Raw genomic sequence first — 18,775 nt, 5'->3', positions numbered from 1 at the left:
TATGACTGGATAAATTTACAGCTATTATAGCAGCGAGGTTAAAGATGCCAACCGATCAATTTCAACGTGCGGCAGCAAACGCGCATCATCAATTTTCATCAGATTGCCTGCGCGCAGGTTAATCCAGCAGGCTTGCATGCCGGCACGCAGCGAACCGGCGACATCGGTGGTGAGATCGTCTCCCACATGCAGAATGTGCTCAGGCGCGATGTTCAAACGCTGCGCCGCGAGGTGATACATGTCCTGCCACGGCTTAGCGCGGCCGTGCGGACCGGCTCGCAGCGCGAACTGGAAGTAGTGATCGATGCCGAGCTTTTCCGGACAGGCATTGCCGTTAGTGATCGCCACCAGCGGTACGCGCTCGCCCAGCCACGTCAACGTTTGATGCGTCTCGTCAGGCATAGCGACTTCGCTGCGCCAGTGATGGAATACGCTCATCACTTCGCTGGCACCGGTGGTTGCTTCCGTTGCAGATAAACCCACATTGAGCAGCGCCAGCTCCACCGAGCGGCGACGCCATTCAGACACGTCGTGATAAATCTCCGGCTCGCGCGCCAGCAACTCATTACGCAGCGCCTGATAATCCGCTTGGGTAAACTCGCGCAGCGCCGGATGGTAGGCCTGCAAGGCGGCGTGCGATTCGGCCGTGGTTTTGCGGATCACGGGATGGTTGTCGTACAGCGTGTCGTCGAGATCAAAGGTGATCGCTTTGATCGGGCCGAGCGGACGATAAAACTTCATTAAGACTTTCCTCGTTTGGCACGCGGATGGGCCGCATCGTAAACCGTCGCCAGATGCTGGAAATCCAGATGGGTATAGATTTGCGTGGTCGCCAGATTGGCGTGGCCAAGCAGCTCCTGCACCGCGCGCAGATCGCCGCTCGATTCCAGCAGGTGCGTGGCAAAAGAGTGGCGCAGTTTATGCGGATGAATATGGCTGGCAACGCCCTGCTTAATGCCCCATTCGGCAAAGCGCTTTTGCACGTTGCGCGTCGAGATCCGGCTGCCGCGACTGGAGACAAACAGCGCATCATCCTGCGGCGCAAAACTCGCGCGCAGCGGCAGCCAGTGCTGAATCCACGTCACCGCCGTGCCACCAATCGGCACCCGGCGCTCTTTGCTGCCTTTACCCAGCACCCGCACTTCGCCGGCTTCCAAATCCATATGGCGACAGTCAATATTCACCAGCTCTGACAAACGCAACCCGCCGCCGTACATGGTTTCCAGCATCGCGCGGTCGCGCACCGCCAGCGGATCGTTAAGGTCGATCTCCAGCAGCTGGTTTACTTCATCAACGTCCATGTTCTTCGGAAGATGGCGCGCATTACGCGGCGTGGAAATCCCTTTGGCGGGATTGGCGGTCAACATGCCCTGATGAACTTGCCAGTCGAGAAAGCTGCGCAGCGCCGACATGCGCAATGCCAGACTGCTAGGCCCCAAACCGCCGCGACGGCTGCGCGCCGCCAGGGTGCGCACCTGCGCGGGTTCGAGCTGCGCCCAACTGGTCAACTTCATGTCATCGGCCATGTCGATAATGGCCTGCAACTGCCGTTGGTAATTCTTTTGCGTCAGCGGACTGAGCTGGCGTTCAACTTTCAGATAACGCAGAAAGTCATCCACGGCTGGCAGCAGCGGACTGACGCTACTCATGCGCGTTCAATCCAGCGCGACAGCAGATCCGGCAGCATTTGCGCCAGATGCTGTAGCAGCAGCGTGCCCATGCCCGCCTGATAATGCTGGTTATCACGGCTGGTAAACATCAGCACGCCGAGCTCGCCGTGCTCACCCATCAGCGACATCGCCACCGAACCAATCGCTTTGGCCTGCGGCAACAGCAGTAATAGCTCCGGACCATTCAGACTGCCGAGATAGTGCTGATCGTCGCCAAAGCGCTGAATACGCAGCGGCTCAAACGCCTGACGGGACAACCCGAGTTGGGTGAAATCTGAGGGGGCGCCAATGTGCCACTTGTCGTTGAACACGCGTACATGTGCGCCCGCCAGGCCCAGCTCGCGTGCCCAGCGATGCAAACGCGTCAGCATCTCTTGCAGGCTGTCTGCCGCGGCAAGATGGCCTTGCAGCGTCAGCAGACGATCAAACAGCTGATGGTTGGCCGTGGCCTGCTCCATCAGCAGCGTGATCTCCTCTTCCAACTGCTGGATGTGGTTGCGCTGTCGCGCCATATGCCACTCCACCAGCGAAACGCTGCCGCGTACCGGATGCGGCACCATCATCTGTTCGACCTGGCGTGCATTGCGAATAAAGAAATCGGGGTTGTGACGCAGAAATGCGCTTACCGATTGATCGTCCAGCAAAACCTCGCTTTCGGTCTGCTCTTCGACATTTTTCATAGATGAATAAACCCATCGTAGACGTGTGTGGCGGGACCGGTCATAAACAGCGGCTGCCCTTCCCCTTTCCAGGCGATATGCAGCGTTCCGCCAGGCAGATCGACGCGCACATTCTCGGCCAAAATACCTTGCTGAATGCCGCAGGCAACCGCCGCACAGGCGCCGCTACCGCACGCCTGCGTCTCACCCGCGCCGCGTTCATACACCCGCAGACGGATGTGCTCGCGATGAATCACTTCCATAAAGCCGACATTAACGCGTTCGGGAAAACGCTCATGGCTTTCCAGCTCCGGGCCCAGCGTTTCCACCTGCGCGGTTTTCACGCTTTCCACCTGAATCACACAGTGTGGATTGCCCATCGACACCGCACCAAACATCACGGTTTGTTCGGCAACGCGTTGTAAATAAAGGTTCTCAGCTTTATTTGCACGTAACGGCACGCTTTGCGGTTCGAAATTAGGTTGCCCCATATTCACACGCACCAGCTCATCGTTGGTAACGCTAAGCACCATGCGACCGGTTTGCGTACTGACGCGGATGTCGCTTTTGTTGGTCAATCCTTTCAGGCGCACAAAGCGGGCAAAACAGCGCGCGCCGTTGCCACACTGCGCGACTTCGCTGCCATCGGCGTTGAAAATGCGGTAGTGGAAATCGAGATCCGGATCGTAAGGTGGCTCGACGATCAGCAGCTGATCGAAACCGATCCCCAGATGTCTGTCCGCCAGGCGGCGAATCAGTTCCGGCGAAAAAAAGACGTTTTGCGTCACGGCATCCACAACCATAAAGTCGTTGCCGAGACCGTGCATTTTTGAGAACTGCATTTTCTGCTCCGCCGGATTACTCATAGAGTTTAGTTTGCCTGCGAACCAGGCTTGCTGGTGACCAGGCCACCCACATCAGCATCCTGAGAAGCTTTCTGCTGCTGCTCGGTGACCTGCTGATGAGGCTTGTTGGGTTGATCTTTTGGCGGGAAATACAACGGTCCTTTCAGGCCACAGCCTACCAGGCTAACCAGTGCCAGCGCCATACCCAGCTGACTTATCGCTCGTATCATTCTGTCTGCTCTTCTGTCCTTACGCCATGGTTGCTTATCATCGCAGTTGACGTTGTAAAAGCAACAGGAAATAGCCGCAATTCCAGCAGCAGGTCAGAGTTAGAGCGTATCCCACCGCGCGAACGCGGGCGGGATCAATGCATTTGGTAACGCGGCTGGAAATCGCCGTTATCGTTATCAGGCTGCGTAGCGCAGAGCTGCGTTAGCGTTTGGCTGCGGAACGGAATCACCTGGAATCGCTCACCCGTGTTCACAATTTGGTAGAACTGCGGCAAGTTAAAGTTGATAAAGCTTGAGCCGTAGGTAAAGCGATCGTGAGATGAGGAGTAGAAACGGCTCACGTCACGCACCAGCTCTTCTTTACTGCCTTCGCAGTGATGATAAACCTCAACGCGATTGGTTTCGTCGAGGATATAGATATTGAAGCCGCGATCGTCTGTGGTGTCTTCAAAGAAGAACTGAATGATGCCCTCGCTGGCATAGCCGTTTACCACCGGCGGCAGCGGCGTCTGATTCGATTCCACTTTGATCGACAAACCGTGCAGCTTGTTATTGGAAATCGCACCATAGAATTCAACGGCGTTTTCCAGCTTCTGCACGGAGACGCTCATCCGTTCAAAGAATAAGCCCCAGGTTTGCCCCGCCATGCGTAACGCTTTGAAGCGGCCAGGTTCCTGACGCGTGCTGGATAAACGCAGCTCAATACATTCTGAAACCAGCTGCTGCACGCGAGTGCGGATTAAGCCGCGCAGATGCTGGCTGTAGCAGAACACTTCTACCGTATCCGGCGGTGCCGCATCCTGATGCATTTTACCGAGGATGGTTTTCAGCGCTTCAATCATCGCCTGCTCGCCGCTGAAGTGCAGCGTGCGCACTTCATTCCACGAGTTGCGATACAGCAGATCGATACTGCCAATCAGGCATTGCTGCTGCTGACCAAAGCTGAATACGTCCAGCTTACGGAAATCAAAATGCACCACCTGATTGCGGAATGCCGAGGTGGGATCGTGTTCCAGATTGACGATAATCGCCAGGTGACGGATTTCACACGGGCTATAGAGTGCTTTCGGCGTGGGTGCCGGCACGCGCAGCGGGAAGTGGCTCGACACGTCATTGACCAGCTCCTGCAGACGTGGCAAATCGCACAGATCGTTGCCTTTCATATGCAGGCGCGTTTTGCTGGTGAGTAAACCGTTGAACCACGCCCACGCCACCAGCTTGTTCAGGTAGCGGTTATATTCCAGCGGCTGATGGCTGATGATGGAACTCATGTCGGGGGCCTGGTTATACAGATACCATCCAGCACGATTCGCGCGGCCCGCCGGGACATGAATAAAGGTGAGATTTTCTTCCGAGAGATCCGGCGAGATCTGGGGGTTCACCAGCGTCACCTTACCCGGCAACGCCTCAAATGCGGCATACAGTTTACGCGTCAGCACGCCGATATCCTGCGGGCTGGCACTGACGCTTAAATTGTTACGGCGCGCAAAGCGGATCAGGTTGCGATAACTTTGCATCATCGCATCCAGCAACTCATTGTGCGCTTCGCGTACCCGTTCGATTTTCCACTCTGCGCGGTTATCCAGTACCGCTAACTTCTCTTCATCCCAGCCCCACTCTTTCACCAGCTGCGAAAGGATCTCGCGACGCCAGCCCGTGCGCTGATGATGATGATCTTCGCTGGAGAGCTTTTCACACACTTTTAAGTAGAAACATCGACGCACTAAATCGAGGCGCGCCATGTCATCAACGCTGGTGAGGTAGCGCGTTACGCGCTCCAGCATCATGCAATAGGGATCAAGACCGAAGCAGACAATTTCGCCATCGTGCAGGCGCTGTTTGATATCCATCGAAAGCAATTGCGTGTTGGGATATTCCCAACTGTAGGCTTCCAGCAGTAGGGTTTTCAGCACCGCTTTATACGGCGAATCGATACTTTTATACAGCTGCCACAAACTGGCACCGAAGTACTCTTCCGCCGACAGCGTGCCAAGGCCGCCGAGATCCAGCCACTCATTCGGCGTGAGCACGCCCTGAGAATAGAGTGACATGACGTAATCGTCGTAATGGTGTTCTTCTTCGCCCGGCACCATGTTCCACAGGATGCGTTTACCGGCCATCCGCACCGCGGTGCGATAGAACTCATCCAGCAGCAAAATATGTTGGGTGGAACCGCAGTCTTCACCGCCAAGGCTGCCGCTTTCATTATGGCGGAAACGGTTCTCATCAATCAGGAAGAAGCTCACTTCCACACCCATTGACACACACCATTTCTGCAACAGCGTACACTTGCGCTGCAGATTGAGGCGCTCTTCATTATCCAGCCAGGATTGATGGCATACCCAGATGTCGAGATCGGAGATGCTGTTTTGCCCCACGGACGAGGTACTGCCCATGGAGTAAATGCCGGTGATCGGACGTTCGCCTTTCACGCTGCTGCTGAGGTCAAGCGGCTGGCCGCTCGCTAAATTTTGCAGCAGCTGCTGCTGATTTTCATCGGGCGTGTAGAAGCAAACGCCATGCGGAACGCTACCTTCGAGGTAGCCCGGCATCAGCGGATGATGGTAGTGCAATAATGTTGGCAGCAGACTGTAGACTTGCTGGAAAGCAGGTCCCATGGCAGCCAGTGCACGATCAACGCGCAGCTGGTTAATAGCATCCAGTCTCTGTTTCAGTGTCTCAATGTAGAGGTACAAGACGTTTCGCCTGATTGTCCCAGTGTTAAGCACCCTGTTTCCAACGCCTGCCGCTTAATAATAAAGATATTGGGCAAATTATTGCTGGAAACGTGATCAATCTAACACCTGGAGGATTGACCGTAAAGAAAGTTGCGCTACTTAACAGTTTAGCATGTTCCGACTCTAGCCCGGCTTTTTTCAGACTCCAACCTCAATTTCAAACCGCGTAAATACGGCCACAATTGACATCGCGTCCTTTACAAGACCGTTGAAACTGACAGCATTCCCCTATCAATGATAGGATATTCGATGAACGATCAAAATGGTTAACAGCATGTTAAACAAAATTTTCAGAATTGCTACCAGACAAAGTCCTCTTGCTTTATGGCAGGCACAATATGTCCAACAGCGCCTGATGGCCGCCCATCCGGGGTTGCAAGTTGAGCTACTGCCGATGGTCACGAAAGGTGATGTCATTCTTGATACGCCGCTGGCAAAAGTGGGTGGCAAAGGCCTGTTTGTCAAAGAGCTGGAGTTGGCAATGCTGGACGGACGTGCCGATCTTGCCGTGCATTCAATGAAGGATGTGCCGGTCGATTTTCCGCAAGGCTTGGGTCTGGTGACCATTTGCGAGCGCGAAGATCCGCGTGATGCTTTCGTCTCCAATCGTTATAACAGCGTTGATGAACTGCCTCAGGGCGCGGTGGTGGGCACATCCAGCCTGCGTCGCCAGTGCCAACTCAGCGCGCGTCGTCCCGATTTAGTCATTCGCTCGCTGCGTGGCAATGTGGGTACGCGTCTCGGAAAACTTGATGCCGGTGAATATGATGCCATCATCCTGGCCGCCGCAGGATTGAAACGTTTGGGTCTGGAAGATCGCATTCGCCAGGCCATGCCGGCAGAGATTTCTCTGCCAGCCGTTGGCCAGGGCGCGGTCGGCATCGAATGCCGTATTGATGATGAGCAATTGATTACGCTACTGCAGGCGTTGAATCATGACGAGACCTCAGTGTGTGTGCGTGCTGAACGTGCCATGAACACGAGGCTGGAAGGTGGTTGTCAGGTGCCTATCGGCAGCTTCGCGGTGCTGGAAGACGACGCGCTCTGGCTGCGCGGTTTAGTTGGATCGCCCGATGGCAAGCAAATGGTGGTGGGCGAGCGTCGTGGACCGCGTGATCAAGCGGAAAAAATGGGCATTTCCCTGGCCGAGGAGTTATTGGATGGCGGCGCCCGCGACATTCTGCGCGAAGTCTATCAGGGACATCCTCCCGCATGACCATCCTTGTGACCCGTCCGGAACCGGCTGCCAGTGAACTGGTCTCGCGTTTGCGAAACCTGGGGAAACTGGCGTGGAGCCTACCGCTGATTGAATTCACGCCGGGTCGCGATCTTGTTCATTTACCGCAACAACTTGCCGCACTGCAAGCGGGCGATCTGGTGTTTCTGCTGTCGCAGCAGGTGGTGACCTTCGCCCAGCCAGCTTTACAACATAGCGCGACAACATGGCCTTCTGCGCTCAGCTATTATGCTATCGGACGCAGCACGGCTTTGGCTTTGCATACCGTCAGTAATCTGAAAGTAGACTATCCTCATGCGCGGGAGACCAGTGAGGAGCTGGTGCGCCTGAATCGTCTGCAGCAGGTAACAGGCAAACGCGCGCTAATACTGCGCGGCAGCCCGGGCCGCGAATTACTGGCAGAAACGCTGATTGAACGCGGCGCGGAAGTACAATATTGCGAGTGTTATCAGCGCTGTGAAAAGCACTATAACGGCGCGACTGAAGGCCGACGCTGGCGCGATCGAGGCATTACAACGCTGGTGGTAACCAGCGGCGAAATGTTACAACAACTGTTTTCGCTGTTTTCGCCGATTGACCGGCGGGAATGGTTACTGCACTGTCGGCTTGTTGTCGTCAGTGAACGTTTGGCTACGCAAGCCGCTGAATTAGGCTGGCAGGACATAGATGTAGCCGATGGTGCCGATAACGATGCGCTGCTGCGCGCGTTACGCTGAACTTAACAATGGGATGAGCCATAATGACGGAACAAAAAGCCTCCTCCGCCATGGTTGAAGAAACCACCCCAGCGGACAATTCTCCCTCTCCAGCTACTCAGCCACCTCGCGATAAAAAAAGCGATGGCAAAGTGCTGAGTGCGGTGGCGATTGTCATTGCGCTGGCGATTGGGGCGGGACTTTACCTCAATGGGAAACACCAGGCCGATTTACAGGCTCAAACTAACCAGAATCTGAGTGAGCAGCTGAGCGCCTTGCAGCAGCAACTGGGCAGCGATAAACAGCAGCTAACGCAACAGCTGGATAGCGCCAACAGTGCCCTGCAGGAAACACGTACCCAGCAGGACAACAGCGCCAAAGAGCTGGAAACCCTGCGTGATAAAGTCGCCACTATTTCCGGCAATGACACGCGCACCTGGCTACTGGCTCAGGCAGATTACCTCGTCAAGCTGGCCGGCCGTAAGTTGTGGAGCGATCAGGATGTCACCACCGCGGCGGCATTGCTGAAAAGTGCAGATACCAGCCTGGCAGACATGAACGATCCCAGCGTCATGAACGTGCGCCGCGCGCTGACGCAGGATATCAGCTCACTCTCTGCCGTGAGTCAGATTGACTATGACGGCACCATCCTCAAGCTTAATCAGCTGTCGAACGGCGTGGATAATCTGCGATTGGCCGACAATGACAGCGATGATTCACCCATGGATGCCGACGGCGGTGAGCTCTCCAGTTCACTGCTCGAGTGGCGCCAGAACCTGGTGAAAAGCTGGCATAATTTTATGGATGATTTCATCACCATCCGTCGCCGTGATAACACTGCACAGCCGCTGCTGGCGCCGAATCAGGACGTTTATCTGCGTGAAAACATCCGTTCGCGCCTGCTCATTGCAGCGCAAGCCGTGCCGCGTCATCAGGATGAAATTTACAAGCAGTCTATCGATGCGGTATCGACCTGGGTTCGAGCCTGGTATGACACCAATGATGCCGCGACCAAAGCTTTCCTTACGCAACTGGATGAACTGAGCCAGCAGAGCATTTCGATGGATGTACCGGATACGCTGGAAAGTCAGCCGCTGTTGGAAAAACTGATGCAAACTCGCGTGCGTAATTTGCTGGCCCAACCATCGGCTGCCGCTGATCAACAGGGAGGCTAAGCATGCTGAAAGTATTGGTGCTTTTCCTGCTGCTAATGGCGGGCATCGTGGTTGGACCGATGGTGGCAGGCCATCAGGGCTACGTGCTGATTCAAACCGACAACTGGAATATCGAAACCAGCGTAACCGGGCTGGCGATTATTTTAATCCTCAGCCTACTGGTGATTTTGCTGGTCGAATGGATTTTGCGTCGCCTGCTACGCACCGGCGCACGCACACGCGGTTGGTTCACCGGTCGTAAACGTCGCAGCGCGCAGCGCCACACGCAAAGTGCACTGATGAAACTGGCTGAAGGCGATTATAAGCAGGCCGAAAAGTTGTTATCGAAGAACGCCGATCACGCCGTTCAGCCGGTGGCTAACTATTTACTCGCTGCCGAAGCCGCACAGCAACGTGGTGATGAGGTACGCGCCAATCAGCATCTGGAACGTGCCGCAGAGTTATCGGAGAACGATACGATTCCCGTCGAAATTACCCGCGTACGCCTGCAACTGGCGCGCAACGAAGATCACGCTGCGCGTCATGGTGTAGATCGTCTGCTGGAAGTGGCACCGCGCCATCCGGAAGTATTACGCCTGGCAGAGCAAGCTTATATTCGCACCGGCGCGTGGAGCGCGCTGCTCGATATTCTGCCTTCGATGCAAAAAGTGCAGATCAATGATGAAGCACAGCGCGAGGCCCTTCAGCAGCAAGCCTGGCTGGGCCTGATGAATCAGGCGATGGCCGATCAGGGCAGCGACGGCTTGAAGAAATGGTGGCAAAACCAGAGCCGCAAAACGCGTCAGGAAACCGCTTTGCAGGTGGCAATGGCAGAACATCTGATTGAATGTGACGACCCCGATACTGCGCAAAACATCGTGCTGGAAGGTCTGAAGCGTCAATATGACGATCGTCTGGTGCTGCTAATGCCGCGTATTAAAAGCGGCGATCCGCAAGCTCTGGAAAAAGCGCTGCGTCAGCAGATTAAACAGCACGGCGCTACACCGCTGCTGCACAGCACGCTTGGCCAGATGCTGATGCGTCATGGTGAATGGCAGCAGGCGGCAGAAGCCTTCCAGCAGGCGCTGGCACAGCGTCCAGATGCCTTTGATTATGCCTGGCTGGCCGATGTTTACGATCGTCTGCACCGCCCGGAAGACGCTGCCAAAATGCGTCGCGAAGGTCTGTTACTTACGCTGAAGACTAATCCCAGCGCCTGATTTTTACGTTTGTTACTTTTGTGCACGCCGGGCTTGTCCCGGCTTTTTTTTGCCTGCTGCAAATTGCAGATAAAAAAACACCTGCCATAAGCAGGTGTAAGATCAGGTCGTTCAGACAACTGATGGCATCCGACTCAACGTAATGTCCTTCTTACTGCAGTAAAGCGTGCGCAATGACTGCCAGGCTGGACAACGGATGCCGTAAGGGGCTCTGCATCATTCCCAGGTTTATGTAGCATTAGCAAACATAAGAGGTGGAATGAGCATCTACAGCAATATTATTGCACATGGCGTGCCAAAGTTGCAGGTTCCAGAATAAGTTATTTTATTTCAATAAGATAAAAATAAGGGTTTGACGCTGTCTGATATCACTGTCGGGAATTCACTACATCCAACCCGAAAGATGTCTCTGCAAAGCGACAAGCTATGCAAGCAAATGTCATATCCAATAAAAACAGAGGGTTAAATGTAGCCTAATAGCGACAATGTGCAGAAATAGGCGCACGGACAAGGTTGAGGAAGAAGAGTGAAAGGGCAAATGTATAAAACGAAAAAAGCCTGCTTTTTCAAGCAGGCTTTTCGAATATGGTCGGCGAGAGAGGATTCGAACCTCCGACCCACTGGTCCCAAACCAGTTGCGCTACCAAGCTGCGCTACTCGCCGATTTTTTACTTCTTAACGCTACTGCGTAATTTTGCCTGGTGCGAAGGGAGGGACTTGAACCCTCACGTCCGTAAGAACACTAACACCTGAAGCTAGCGCGTCTACCAATTCCGCCACCATCGCGTGTCCGAGCAAAATCTGGGGTGGCTAATGGGACTCGAACCCACGACAACTGGAATCACAATCCAGGGCTCTACCAACTGAGCTATAGCCACCATAATTCTGGTGCGTAAGCGTGTTACGCTTACGTAAATTCACTGCATAACGCGGTTAACCAACCACCGAAGCTCTTGCGCACAAATTAAATGGCGCGCCCGACAGGATTCGAACCTGAGACCTCTGCCTCCGGAGGGCAGCGCTCTATCCAGCTGAGCTACGGGCGCGTAGCGCCGTTGCGGATGGGCATACTACGGGCTTGACCTCACACTGTCCAGCCCTTTTTTATAAAAAAAACGCGTTTGATTACGCTTTGTGCATTCCATCGATAATTACTGCACTTTTAGTTGCTTACCCTCTCCTTTTTGCTGGAAAAACCAGCAATATCAGAGATCGCCACGCCAATGGTAGCGTAGATATTTCAGCAACTTTAACTGGCGGCGTAAACGTGAAGGCTGACGGATTAAACGATAAAGCCATTCCAGGCCTGATTTTTGCCACCAAACGGGAGCGCGTTTGACGTGCCCGGTGAATACATCATACGTGCCGCCCACGCCCATATAGAGCGCGTGTGGCCAATGTGCACGGCAATCGCGCATGAGCAGCTCCTGACGCGGCGAACCCTGCGCCACCGTGACAATCTGCGCGCCGCTAGCGGCAATACGCGCAAACAGCGACTCACGATCTTCTGGCGCAAAATAACCATTCTGGCTGCCGACGATGTTCACATTCCACTGCCGACGCAGCTTCTCGCAGGTTTCCTCTAGCACCGTCTGACGGCCACCAATCAGAAACACCGGAATGTCGTTGCGGCCCGCTTGCTCCATCAATGCTTCCCAGAGATCCGCACCTGCGATGCGATTGACCTGTAGTTGAGGATATTTCTTACGCAGCGAGCGGACAACGCTGATGCCATCAGGATATTTGAATTCAGCCTCCGCAATCAGCGTGCGCAATTGCGCATCCTCTTCCAGAGTGAGCATCTTTTCGGCATTCATCGCAATCAGCGTGCCGCTGCGCGGTGTGCCATCTGGCAGCAAAAATTGCAGAAAGCTCGCCATATCATTGAAGGCGTGAAGATCGACGCCGCGCAAGCGATAGCGCGGTTTATCGGTTTCCATGGTATGAATTTTCCCGTTGTGCCCAGACGTTAAGAGGGACTGTGTAAAACCGGCTCGCTGCGCGGACGAATCAGCCCCGCGCGCGCCAACAGCCAGTAAAGCAATTTAGCCACCCACATACAGGCAGCAAAAATCAGACAAAAGAACACCACGCGTGAGCCGAAGGCATCCAGCCCTTCGCGCGCCAACACGATCATATTAAATACCGCGCCAAAGCAAAAACTCTGCAAAATCGCGCCACTGTAACGGTTGCTGGCATCGCGCCCATAGCGATACAGGTTATCAAACCCTTTCATTAGCAAACCAACCGCAACGGCGCCAAACGGGATAAACCACACGCCACCCATCACCAGCAGCGATCCAAGCAGCGTGGGTGAAATCGCTAAACCTGAATGGTTATTCAGCACTTCCCAGGTAAAGTAGTTGGCGCTGTTCAGAATCATTGATGGGCGTCCAGGCCACATCCAACTGGGGATGAACACATAGAAATCACGCCAAATGGGTGCCAATCCCTGAAAATCGATTTTGTCGTAGTTTTGCAGTAATAGCGCCAGGTTTTCCCACGGAGAGAAAGTATCGCGCGTCAGATAGAGGAAGGTGTAAAACGCCTCATCGCCGACCACGTCAAGGTTGTAGCGACGCAATGCCAGCCAGAACATGCCGCCAATCGCCATCACGCCCGCACCCACCAGCATCCACAAGGTGATCCAGCCACGCGTAATGCCGATGAACAGGAATAACGCGAAGGCGATAATGATATTGGCGCGCGTGCCACCCACCAGCGCGTAAGTCAGCAGACCAAATGCCACCGACACCAGCAAAAACCACAGCCACTGGCGCTGGGTAGGTTTTAGGAAGTAGCGAATCAACATCGCCGGAATAAAGAAGTAGAAGAAGCGTTTGAGCGCCACGCCAGAGACTTCACTGGAGAAAATCTGGTTGTACGCGGAGAGCCGGAACAGCAGCAGACCGTTGTGCAAAAAGAAAACCGTCACGGTACCTATCGCTACCAGCGCCAGCAGCAGACACGTCAGATTGGTTTCAACCCGATTCATCTGTAGCCAGGGTTTCCGCACCGGTGCATTGGCTGGCCGCAGCCGCACTTTGTAGCTGACGTAATAGATGGCATAAAAACTGGTCGCAGCCAGCAGCGCCTGCAACAGATATTCTGGCGGCACCACCGCAACGTTAAAGCGGAACACCAGCACGCTGGTTAGCGGAAAACCGAAATAAAATGTCAGCAAAAACAGAATGGTGAAGAACAGGTGGAAGTTGAAGCGCACCCGTTTAAACTCTCGCCAGGTCAGGGTCAGGATGAACCCCAGCGAAAACAGATAAACCACCAGCAGACCGCAAAACTGCATCAGGCTCATGTTCTCTCCCCTTCACTCAAGCTCAGCGCATGGCGCCAGCCTGCCAGATAGCCCGGAGCAAAAAAGGCAATCGATGATTTATCACATTGCGCCAGTTGTCGTTGCGCTTCGGCTACGCTGGCAGCATCCAGCGCATCTTCGCTAAACAGCACCGGCAAACCTTGTTCACTCAAATCGCGCCAGAACGGATTTTTACGGTTCAGCACGAAGGGAATATTGGCCTTAATCAGCAGGCAAAGCGTGCCGATCCCCTGCTGACGTTCGAACATAAAATAGCCGAGCTGACAGCGGCTAAGCAATCCCAGATAGACGTCAAAGTCGATCTTGTCACGCAGCAAGGTGACCTGCCCCGCAGGGAACAGGCGCTGTGCGGCGGCGGCAATCTCATCAATATAACGATGATTGTTCTCGGGATAACCGAGCGGTACCACCACCTTGACCTGCTCACCAAACTGCGCGCGAATCGCCTCTAAGCCTGCGATATGACGATTGCTGCGATCGCCTGAATTACCGAGCAGAATGGTGAACGCAGCGGATTCCATCGCTGCGGGTACCGCAGCGTCCGGCATGCGCGTTGGAAAATAGAGCAGTGAGGTCGGTACGCGCGGATGGCGCTGCTGGAAATGGTGTAAATCACCGCGCGTAGCAAATACCTGCGACACGCGGCTCTGCGCCCATCGGCGTAGCAGATAAAAAAGCTGATACTTAAGGCCTCGCCCCTCTTCGTAAAGATCTGCGCCCCATACGTGCCAGAATGCCTGCCGGCGACGCAGCCTGCCGCTCAGTAATGCTAGCCAAATGCTGGGATTGAACTGGCCGTGGAAGAAGAAGCGCTGCGCGCGATTAGCGGCGCGCGCGATAACGGCCTGCGCCAGCGCACGCTTGTTGGCAAAAGTTTCGATGTGCAATGCTGAATAGGCTTGCAGTGTTTCTGGCGCGCGGGTCACCACCATAAATTGACGCGGCGCATCTGCAGGCATCTCCGTGCTTATCACATCATTAAAGAAGCGCAGCACCGTATGATTGTGGTGCGGGATATCCGATCCCAATACGTGAAATAGCGTCATTTTTTCCGGCAATAAATTATGAAGGCACCACAGCAAAGGGCGAAATAGAGTATGTAGGTGGCCATATAGGCCTGTGCGGCTCCGGCACTACCGTGCAGCGGAATTAGCCAGCGGGAGAAACCGGTTAACAGCGCGAACTGACTCAGTTCGGTCAGAATATAAAAGCGCAGCGACGCTTTGGCGATCACCAGGTATCCGAAAACATAGGCGCCTACTTTAAAGACGTCCCCGCACAACTGCCAGACAAAAAGGTCACGCATGGCGGTGAACTGCGCTGAGAACAGTAGCCAGATAGCGACATCGCGCAGCAGCCATACGCAGAAGCTTGCTACGGCCACGGCAGGCATGACAAAGCGCAGCGCGCGGCCAATCTCCCGGGCGATTTGCGGTTTCTGCTCCAGCCGTGCCAGCGTCGGCAGCAGCCAAACGCTAAAGGTGGCAGTGATAAATTGCAGATAAGCATCGGAAATGCTGGTGACACCCTGCCATAAACCGACCTGCGCCCAACCTTGCTGTTCTGCCAATAGATTTCGCATCATCACCCACGCCACCGGCAAGGTGAGCGAAGTCATCAACGCCATTAGCGTAAACTTTGCCAGATTGCGTGCCAAATCCGGCTGCCACGTTGGCTTAAGCCAGCTCAACGGCAATACGTCGCGATGGCGACGCAGCATGATCAGGGCAGGAAACACAACCAGCGCCGGCACCAGCGCCAACCCCACCAGCGCACCGGCATAACCGCCCAGCCACCAGCACATGACATAGCCGATCACGCCTATCAGGCTTCCCGCGATCAGCGCCAGCGCATTACCGCGTGCATCACGAAAACCTTTCAACAGCGCTAACGTCAAATTAGCCCAGGCAATACCCAGCTGCAGAAAAGCGACAATCCGCACCACGTTCTCGTATTCAGCATGGCCAAACAGTGCTGTGCTGATCGGCTGCGCCGCCAGTAAAAACACCAGTGCCAGCAGTGTTGAAAAGCCGAGAACAATCGAAGATGCCGTACCCGTTACGGCACGCAACATCTGCGGCTGTTGCTGATGCTGCGCCACCAGCGTGGTAATGCCGTTGAAGATACCTGCACCTGCCAGCACACCAAGTACGGTAATGAGCTGGCGGAAGTTACCGGCCTGCCCAATACCTTCCGGCCCAAAGCTCACCGCCAGCAATTTCACCACCAGCAAGCCAGCCACGATTTTTACCAGCGTGGATGAAGCGGTCCAGACTGAGGCTTTGGCTAACGACATCAGGCAAAGAAACTCAGCAGCGAACTGATCACTGTGCGCTGGTTGTTATCCGACAGGTTGTAGAACAGCGGCAGGCGCAACAGGCGTTCACTTTCACGCGTGGTAAACACATCCGCACCGTTGAAACGGCCAAAGCGCTCGCCCGCCGGTGCTGAATGCAGCGGGATGTAGTGGAATACCGTGAGGATTTCCGCCTCTTTCATCCAGTTGATTAGCGCCTGACGATCGTCGCTGTCGCGCAGCTTGATATAGAACATGTGCGCGTTGTGGCGGCAATCTTTTGGCACCACCGGCAGTTCGATGCGGCCCGCTGCTGCCAGCGGTTGTAACGCATCGTAGTAGCACTGCCACAGGTGCAGACGCTGCTGATTGATCTGCTCCGCCGCTTCCAGCTGCGCCCACAGATAAGCGGCTTGCAGATCTGCCATCAGATAGCTGGAGCCAATATCGCGCCAGGTATACTTATCCACCTGCCCGCGGAAAAACTGGCTGCGGTTAGTGCCTTTTTCACGAATGATCTCGGCACGCTCTACCAGCCTCGCCTCATTGATCAGCGTTGCGCCGCCTTCGCCGCCTGCGGTGTAATTTTTGGTTTCGTGGAAGCTGAAGCAACCAATATGACCAATAGTGCCCAGCGCGCGCCCTTTGTATTGCGACATCACGCCCTGCGCGGCATCTTCAATTACGTACAGTTTATGCTTCGCCGCCAGCGCCATGATGGTATCCATCTCGCAGGCGACACCGGCGTAATGCACCGGCACGATAGCGCGGGTTTTCGGCGTGATCGCTGCTTCAATTAACGTTTCATCGATATTGAGCGTATCGGGACGTACATCAACAAACACAATGACCGCGCCGCGCAGCACAAAAGCGTTAGCGGTGGAGACAAAGGTGTAGCTCGGCATGATCACTTCGTCGCCGGGCTGGATATCAATCAGCAGCGCCGCCATCTCCAGCGACGCGGTGCAGGATGGCGTCAGCAGCACTTTGTTGCTGCCAAAATGCTGCTCCATCCACTGCTGACAGCGTCGGGTAAAACCGCCGTCGCCGCACAGTTTGCCGCTGGCCATGGCCGACTGCATATATTCAACTTCACTGCCGACAATCGGCGGCGCATTAAAGGGGATCATGGGACCTTCCTGTAGAACCAGTAAGCGGTGCTTTCCAGCCGCGCACCGCTGCGTAAATAAAGGCGCATCGCCGTAAGATTGCTGAGTTGGGTAGCAACACGCAAATGCGCCAGCTGGCGCACGCGGCCCCAGTCAGCGGCAGCGAGCAGTAAACGCTGGCCCACGCCACATCCTTGCGCACCAGGCAGTACCGCCAGCAGACCGATACGCATATCACCGTCCACTTCCCGCATGGAGACGAAACCTTGCAATGCGCCCTGTTCATCGCAAGCGACCAGGCATTGATGGTCGAAGGTACCGCGCACGGCATTTTCAATCCACTGCGCATAGAAACGCCCGCTGTCTGCAGGCTCAAACCACGGCGCACGGAAGCGACTCTGGCTAAATGCCTGCGCAGCCGCATCACGCAGTGCCGGGATTTGTGCTTCACGCGCGATCCGCACGCCGGGTTGCCGCTCAGTATTTTTGAGAGCGATCGTCAGATCGGCTTCGCCTTCAACCAGCTGAAAGCCCTGCTCGCTCAAGGCATCGATCGCCTCAACACGATCTGCGGGCACTTTAACTTGCCAAAGCGTATAGGGCTGGGTTAACGCTTCAGACAGCGGCAAATCGCCCTCCAGCTCCAGGCGGGCGCTGTTCTGGCCGAAGAAATCGTTTTCCCAGTGAAGGGGATTAATATTGACGCGGACGGGCATGGTGAACATCCAGCAAATACTGGCCGTAGCCGGTTTTAGTCAGCGCCTGGGCTGCAGCCAGCAGCTGGGCATCGCTTAGCCAGCCATTGCGCCATGCGATCTCTTCCAGGCAGGCGATTTTAAAACCCTGACGCTTTTCCACCGTCTGCACAAACATACTCGCCTCAATCAGGCTATCGTGCGTGCCGGTATCCAGCCAGGCAAAACCACGACCCAGCAGCTCTACGGAGAGTTCGCCCTGATCGAGATACATTTGGTTAATCGCGGTAATTTCTAACTCACCCCGGGCGGAAGGCTTAACCTGTTTAGCAAACTCCACCACGCGATTGTCGTAGAAATAGAGGCCGGTTACCGCCCAGCGTGATTTCGGCTGCTGCGGTTTTTCCTCAATTGAAAGCGCGTTGAAGTCGTCATCAAATTCCACCACGCCAAAACGCTCGGGATCCATTACCTGATAGGCGAAAACGGTGGCGCCGCTGCTGCGCGCCGCCACTTTCTTCAGTTTTGGACTGAAGCCCTGACCGAAATAAAGATTGTCGCCCAGCACCAGACAACAGTGATCATCACCGATAAAGGATTCACCAATGATAAACGCCTGCGCCAAGCCATCGGGGGTCGGTTGTTCGGCATAGGCTAGCTGTATGCCAAACTCGCTGCCATCGCCCAGCAATCGTTCAAAGTGGGCGCGATCTTCCGGCGTGGTAATGATCAGGATTTCACGGATCCCGGCCAACATCAGCACCGAAAGTGGATAGTAAATCATCGGCTTGTCATACACCGGCAACAGCTGCTTTGAGATGGCACGGGTAATCGGATGCAAACGCGTGCCCGAACCTCCGGCTAAAATGATGCCTTTCATCGCTGCTCCTTCT

The 18,775-nt window shown here is 55.0% G+C and carries 17 protein-coding genes and 4 tRNA genes; 4 read left to right on the top strand and 17 right to left on the bottom strand.

From position 1 onward, the window contains the following. Positions 1–24: 24 nt before the first annotated feature. The 6 genes from yigB to ACIP6T_RS21000 all read right to left on the bottom strand — a co-directional run bounded on the left by yigB (position 25) and on the right by ACIP6T_RS21000 (position 6,100). Positions 25–741: a 5-amino-6-(5-phospho-D-ribitylamino)uracil phosphatase YigB gene (yigB, locus tag ACIP6T_RS21025; RefSeq protein ID WP_097095345.1), complete on the bottom strand. Its 717-nt coding sequence runs from the start codon at positions 739–741 to the stop codon at positions 25–27. Next, the gene (xerC, locus tag ACIP6T_RS21020) at positions 741–1,649 is read right to left on the bottom strand and encodes a tyrosine recombinase XerC (RefSeq protein WP_097095346.1); all 909 of its coding nucleotides are present in this window, start codon (positions 1,647–1,649) and stop codon (positions 741–743) included. Before xerC ends, yigB begins: the two co-directional genes overlap by 1 nt. Then, positions 1,646–2,350, bottom strand: a complete 705-nt coding sequence (locus ACIP6T_RS21015) for a DUF484 domain-containing protein (RefSeq protein WP_400458725.1) — start codon at positions 2,348–2,350, stop codon at positions 1,646–1,648. Before ACIP6T_RS21015 ends, xerC begins: the two co-directional genes overlap by 4 nt. Continuing rightward, complete coding sequence (gene dapF / locus ACIP6T_RS21010; RefSeq protein ID WP_097097610.1) at positions 2,347–3,171, bottom strand: diaminopimelate epimerase; 825 nt, start codon at positions 3,169–3,171, stop codon at positions 2,347–2,349. Before dapF ends, ACIP6T_RS21015 begins: the two co-directional genes overlap by 4 nt. Positions 3,172–3,200: 29 nt before the next feature. Beyond that, positions 3,201–3,404 carry a lipoprotein gene (locus tag ACIP6T_RS21005; protein WP_097095348.1) on the bottom strand — a complete coding sequence of 68 codons (204 nt, stop codon included), beginning with the start codon at positions 3,402–3,404 and terminating at the stop codon, positions 3,201–3,203. Between the two features lie 134 nt (positions 3,405–3,538). Beyond that, positions 3,539–6,100 (bottom strand): class I adenylate cyclase, encoded by a 2,562-nt coding sequence (locus tag ACIP6T_RS21000; protein ID WP_345827491.1) that lies wholly within the window; start codon positions 6,098–6,100, stop codon positions 3,539–3,541. A 316-nt stretch (positions 6,101–6,416) separates the two neighbouring features. On the opposite strand from ACIP6T_RS21000, the gene hemC reads away from it, so the two are divergent. From hemC to hemY, 4 genes are read left to right on the top strand one after another with little or no spacing between them, the layout of a single operon-like run. Beyond that, entirely contained in the window at positions 6,417–7,358 is a 942-nt protein-coding gene (hemC, locus tag ACIP6T_RS20995) for a hydroxymethylbilane synthase (RefSeq protein ID WP_097097611.1), read from the top strand. Then, positions 7,355–8,095: a uroporphyrinogen-III synthase gene (gene hemD / locus ACIP6T_RS20990; protein ID WP_400458722.1), complete on the top strand. Its 741-nt coding sequence runs from the start codon at positions 7,355–7,357 to the stop codon at positions 8,093–8,095. The genes hemC and hemD overlap by 4 nt, the downstream gene beginning before the upstream one ends. A gap of 23 nt (positions 8,096–8,118) precedes the next feature. Then, positions 8,119–9,249 carry a uroporphyrinogen-III C-methyltransferase gene (gene hemX / locus ACIP6T_RS20985; RefSeq protein ID WP_345827497.1) on the top strand — a complete coding sequence of 377 codons (1,131 nt, stop codon included), beginning with the start codon at positions 8,119–8,121 and terminating at the stop codon, positions 9,247–9,249. Positions 9,250–9,251: 2 nt separating this feature from the next. Next, positions 9,252–10,448 carry a protoheme IX biogenesis protein HemY gene (gene hemY, locus ACIP6T_RS20980; RefSeq protein WP_400458720.1) on the top strand — a complete coding sequence of 399 codons (1,197 nt, stop codon included), beginning with the start codon at positions 9,252–9,254 and terminating at the stop codon, positions 10,446–10,448. A 586-nt stretch (positions 10,449–11,034) separates the two neighbouring features. Here the strand turns inward: hemY and ACIP6T_RS20975 are convergent. The 11 genes from ACIP6T_RS20975 to rfbA all read right to left on the bottom strand — a co-directional run bounded on the left by ACIP6T_RS20975 (position 11,035) and on the right by rfbA (position 18,762). Next, positions 11,035–11,111, bottom strand: a tRNA-Pro gene (locus tag ACIP6T_RS20975). A gap of 36 nt (positions 11,112–11,147) precedes the next feature. Continuing rightward, positions 11,148–11,234, bottom strand: a tRNA-Leu gene (locus tag ACIP6T_RS20970). Positions 11,235–11,250: 16 nt separating this feature from the next. Further along, positions 11,251–11,326: transfer RNA gene (locus ACIP6T_RS20965), tRNA-His, on the bottom strand. Positions 11,327–11,417: 91 nt separating this feature from the next. After that, a tRNA-Arg gene (locus ACIP6T_RS20960) sits at positions 11,418–11,494 on the bottom strand. A gap of 159 nt (positions 11,495–11,653) precedes the next feature. After that, positions 11,654–12,388 (bottom strand): lipopolysaccharide N-acetylmannosaminouronosyltransferase, encoded by a 735-nt coding sequence (gene wecG / locus ACIP6T_RS20955; protein ID WP_400458718.1) that lies wholly within the window; start codon positions 12,386–12,388, stop codon positions 11,654–11,656. 29 nt (positions 12,389–12,417) lie between these two features. Continuing rightward, positions 12,418–13,761 carry an ECA oligosaccharide polymerase gene (wzyE, locus tag ACIP6T_RS20950; RefSeq protein ID WP_097095354.1) on the bottom strand — a complete coding sequence of 448 codons (1,344 nt, stop codon included), beginning with the start codon at positions 13,759–13,761 and terminating at the stop codon, positions 12,418–12,420. Continuing rightward, a complete protein-coding gene (locus tag ACIP6T_RS20945) occupies positions 13,758–14,828 on the bottom strand; it encodes a TDP-N-acetylfucosamine:lipid II N-acetylfucosaminyltransferase (RefSeq protein WP_400458716.1) in 1,071 nt (356 codons plus the stop codon). Before ACIP6T_RS20945 ends, wzyE begins: the two co-directional genes overlap by 4 nt. Next, on the bottom strand, positions 14,825–16,078 hold the full coding sequence (gene wzxE, locus ACIP6T_RS20940) for a lipid III flippase WzxE (protein WP_345827500.1): 1,254 nt from the start codon (positions 16,076–16,078) through the stop codon (positions 14,825–14,827). The genes ACIP6T_RS20945 and wzxE overlap by 4 nt, the downstream gene beginning before the upstream one ends. Then, complete coding sequence (gene rffA / locus ACIP6T_RS20935) at positions 16,078–17,208, bottom strand: dTDP-4-amino-4,6-dideoxygalactose transaminase (protein WP_400458714.1); 1,131 nt, start codon at positions 17,206–17,208, stop codon at positions 16,078–16,080. Before rffA ends, wzxE begins: the two co-directional genes overlap by 1 nt. Beyond that, positions 17,205–17,903 (bottom strand): dTDP-4-amino-4,6-dideoxy-D-galactose acyltransferase, encoded by a 699-nt coding sequence (rffC, locus tag ACIP6T_RS20930; protein ID WP_097095358.1) that lies wholly within the window; start codon positions 17,901–17,903, stop codon positions 17,205–17,207. The genes rffA and rffC overlap by 4 nt, the downstream gene beginning before the upstream one ends. Then, a complete protein-coding gene (gene rfbA, locus ACIP6T_RS20925) occupies positions 17,881–18,762 on the bottom strand; it encodes a glucose-1-phosphate thymidylyltransferase RfbA (protein WP_097095359.1) in 882 nt (293 codons plus the stop codon). The genes rffC and rfbA overlap by 23 nt, the downstream gene beginning before the upstream one ends. Positions 18,763–18,775: the final 13 nt, after the last annotated feature.

The organism is Pantoea sp. NPDC088449 (assembly GCF_044753225.1).
Lineage (GTDB): Bacteria > Pseudomonadota > Gammaproteobacteria > Enterobacterales > Enterobacteriaceae > Pantoea > Pantoea floridensis.
Note: the sequence above shows the minus strand (reverse complement) of the source record. Positions and strands in the feature narration are given on the sequence as shown.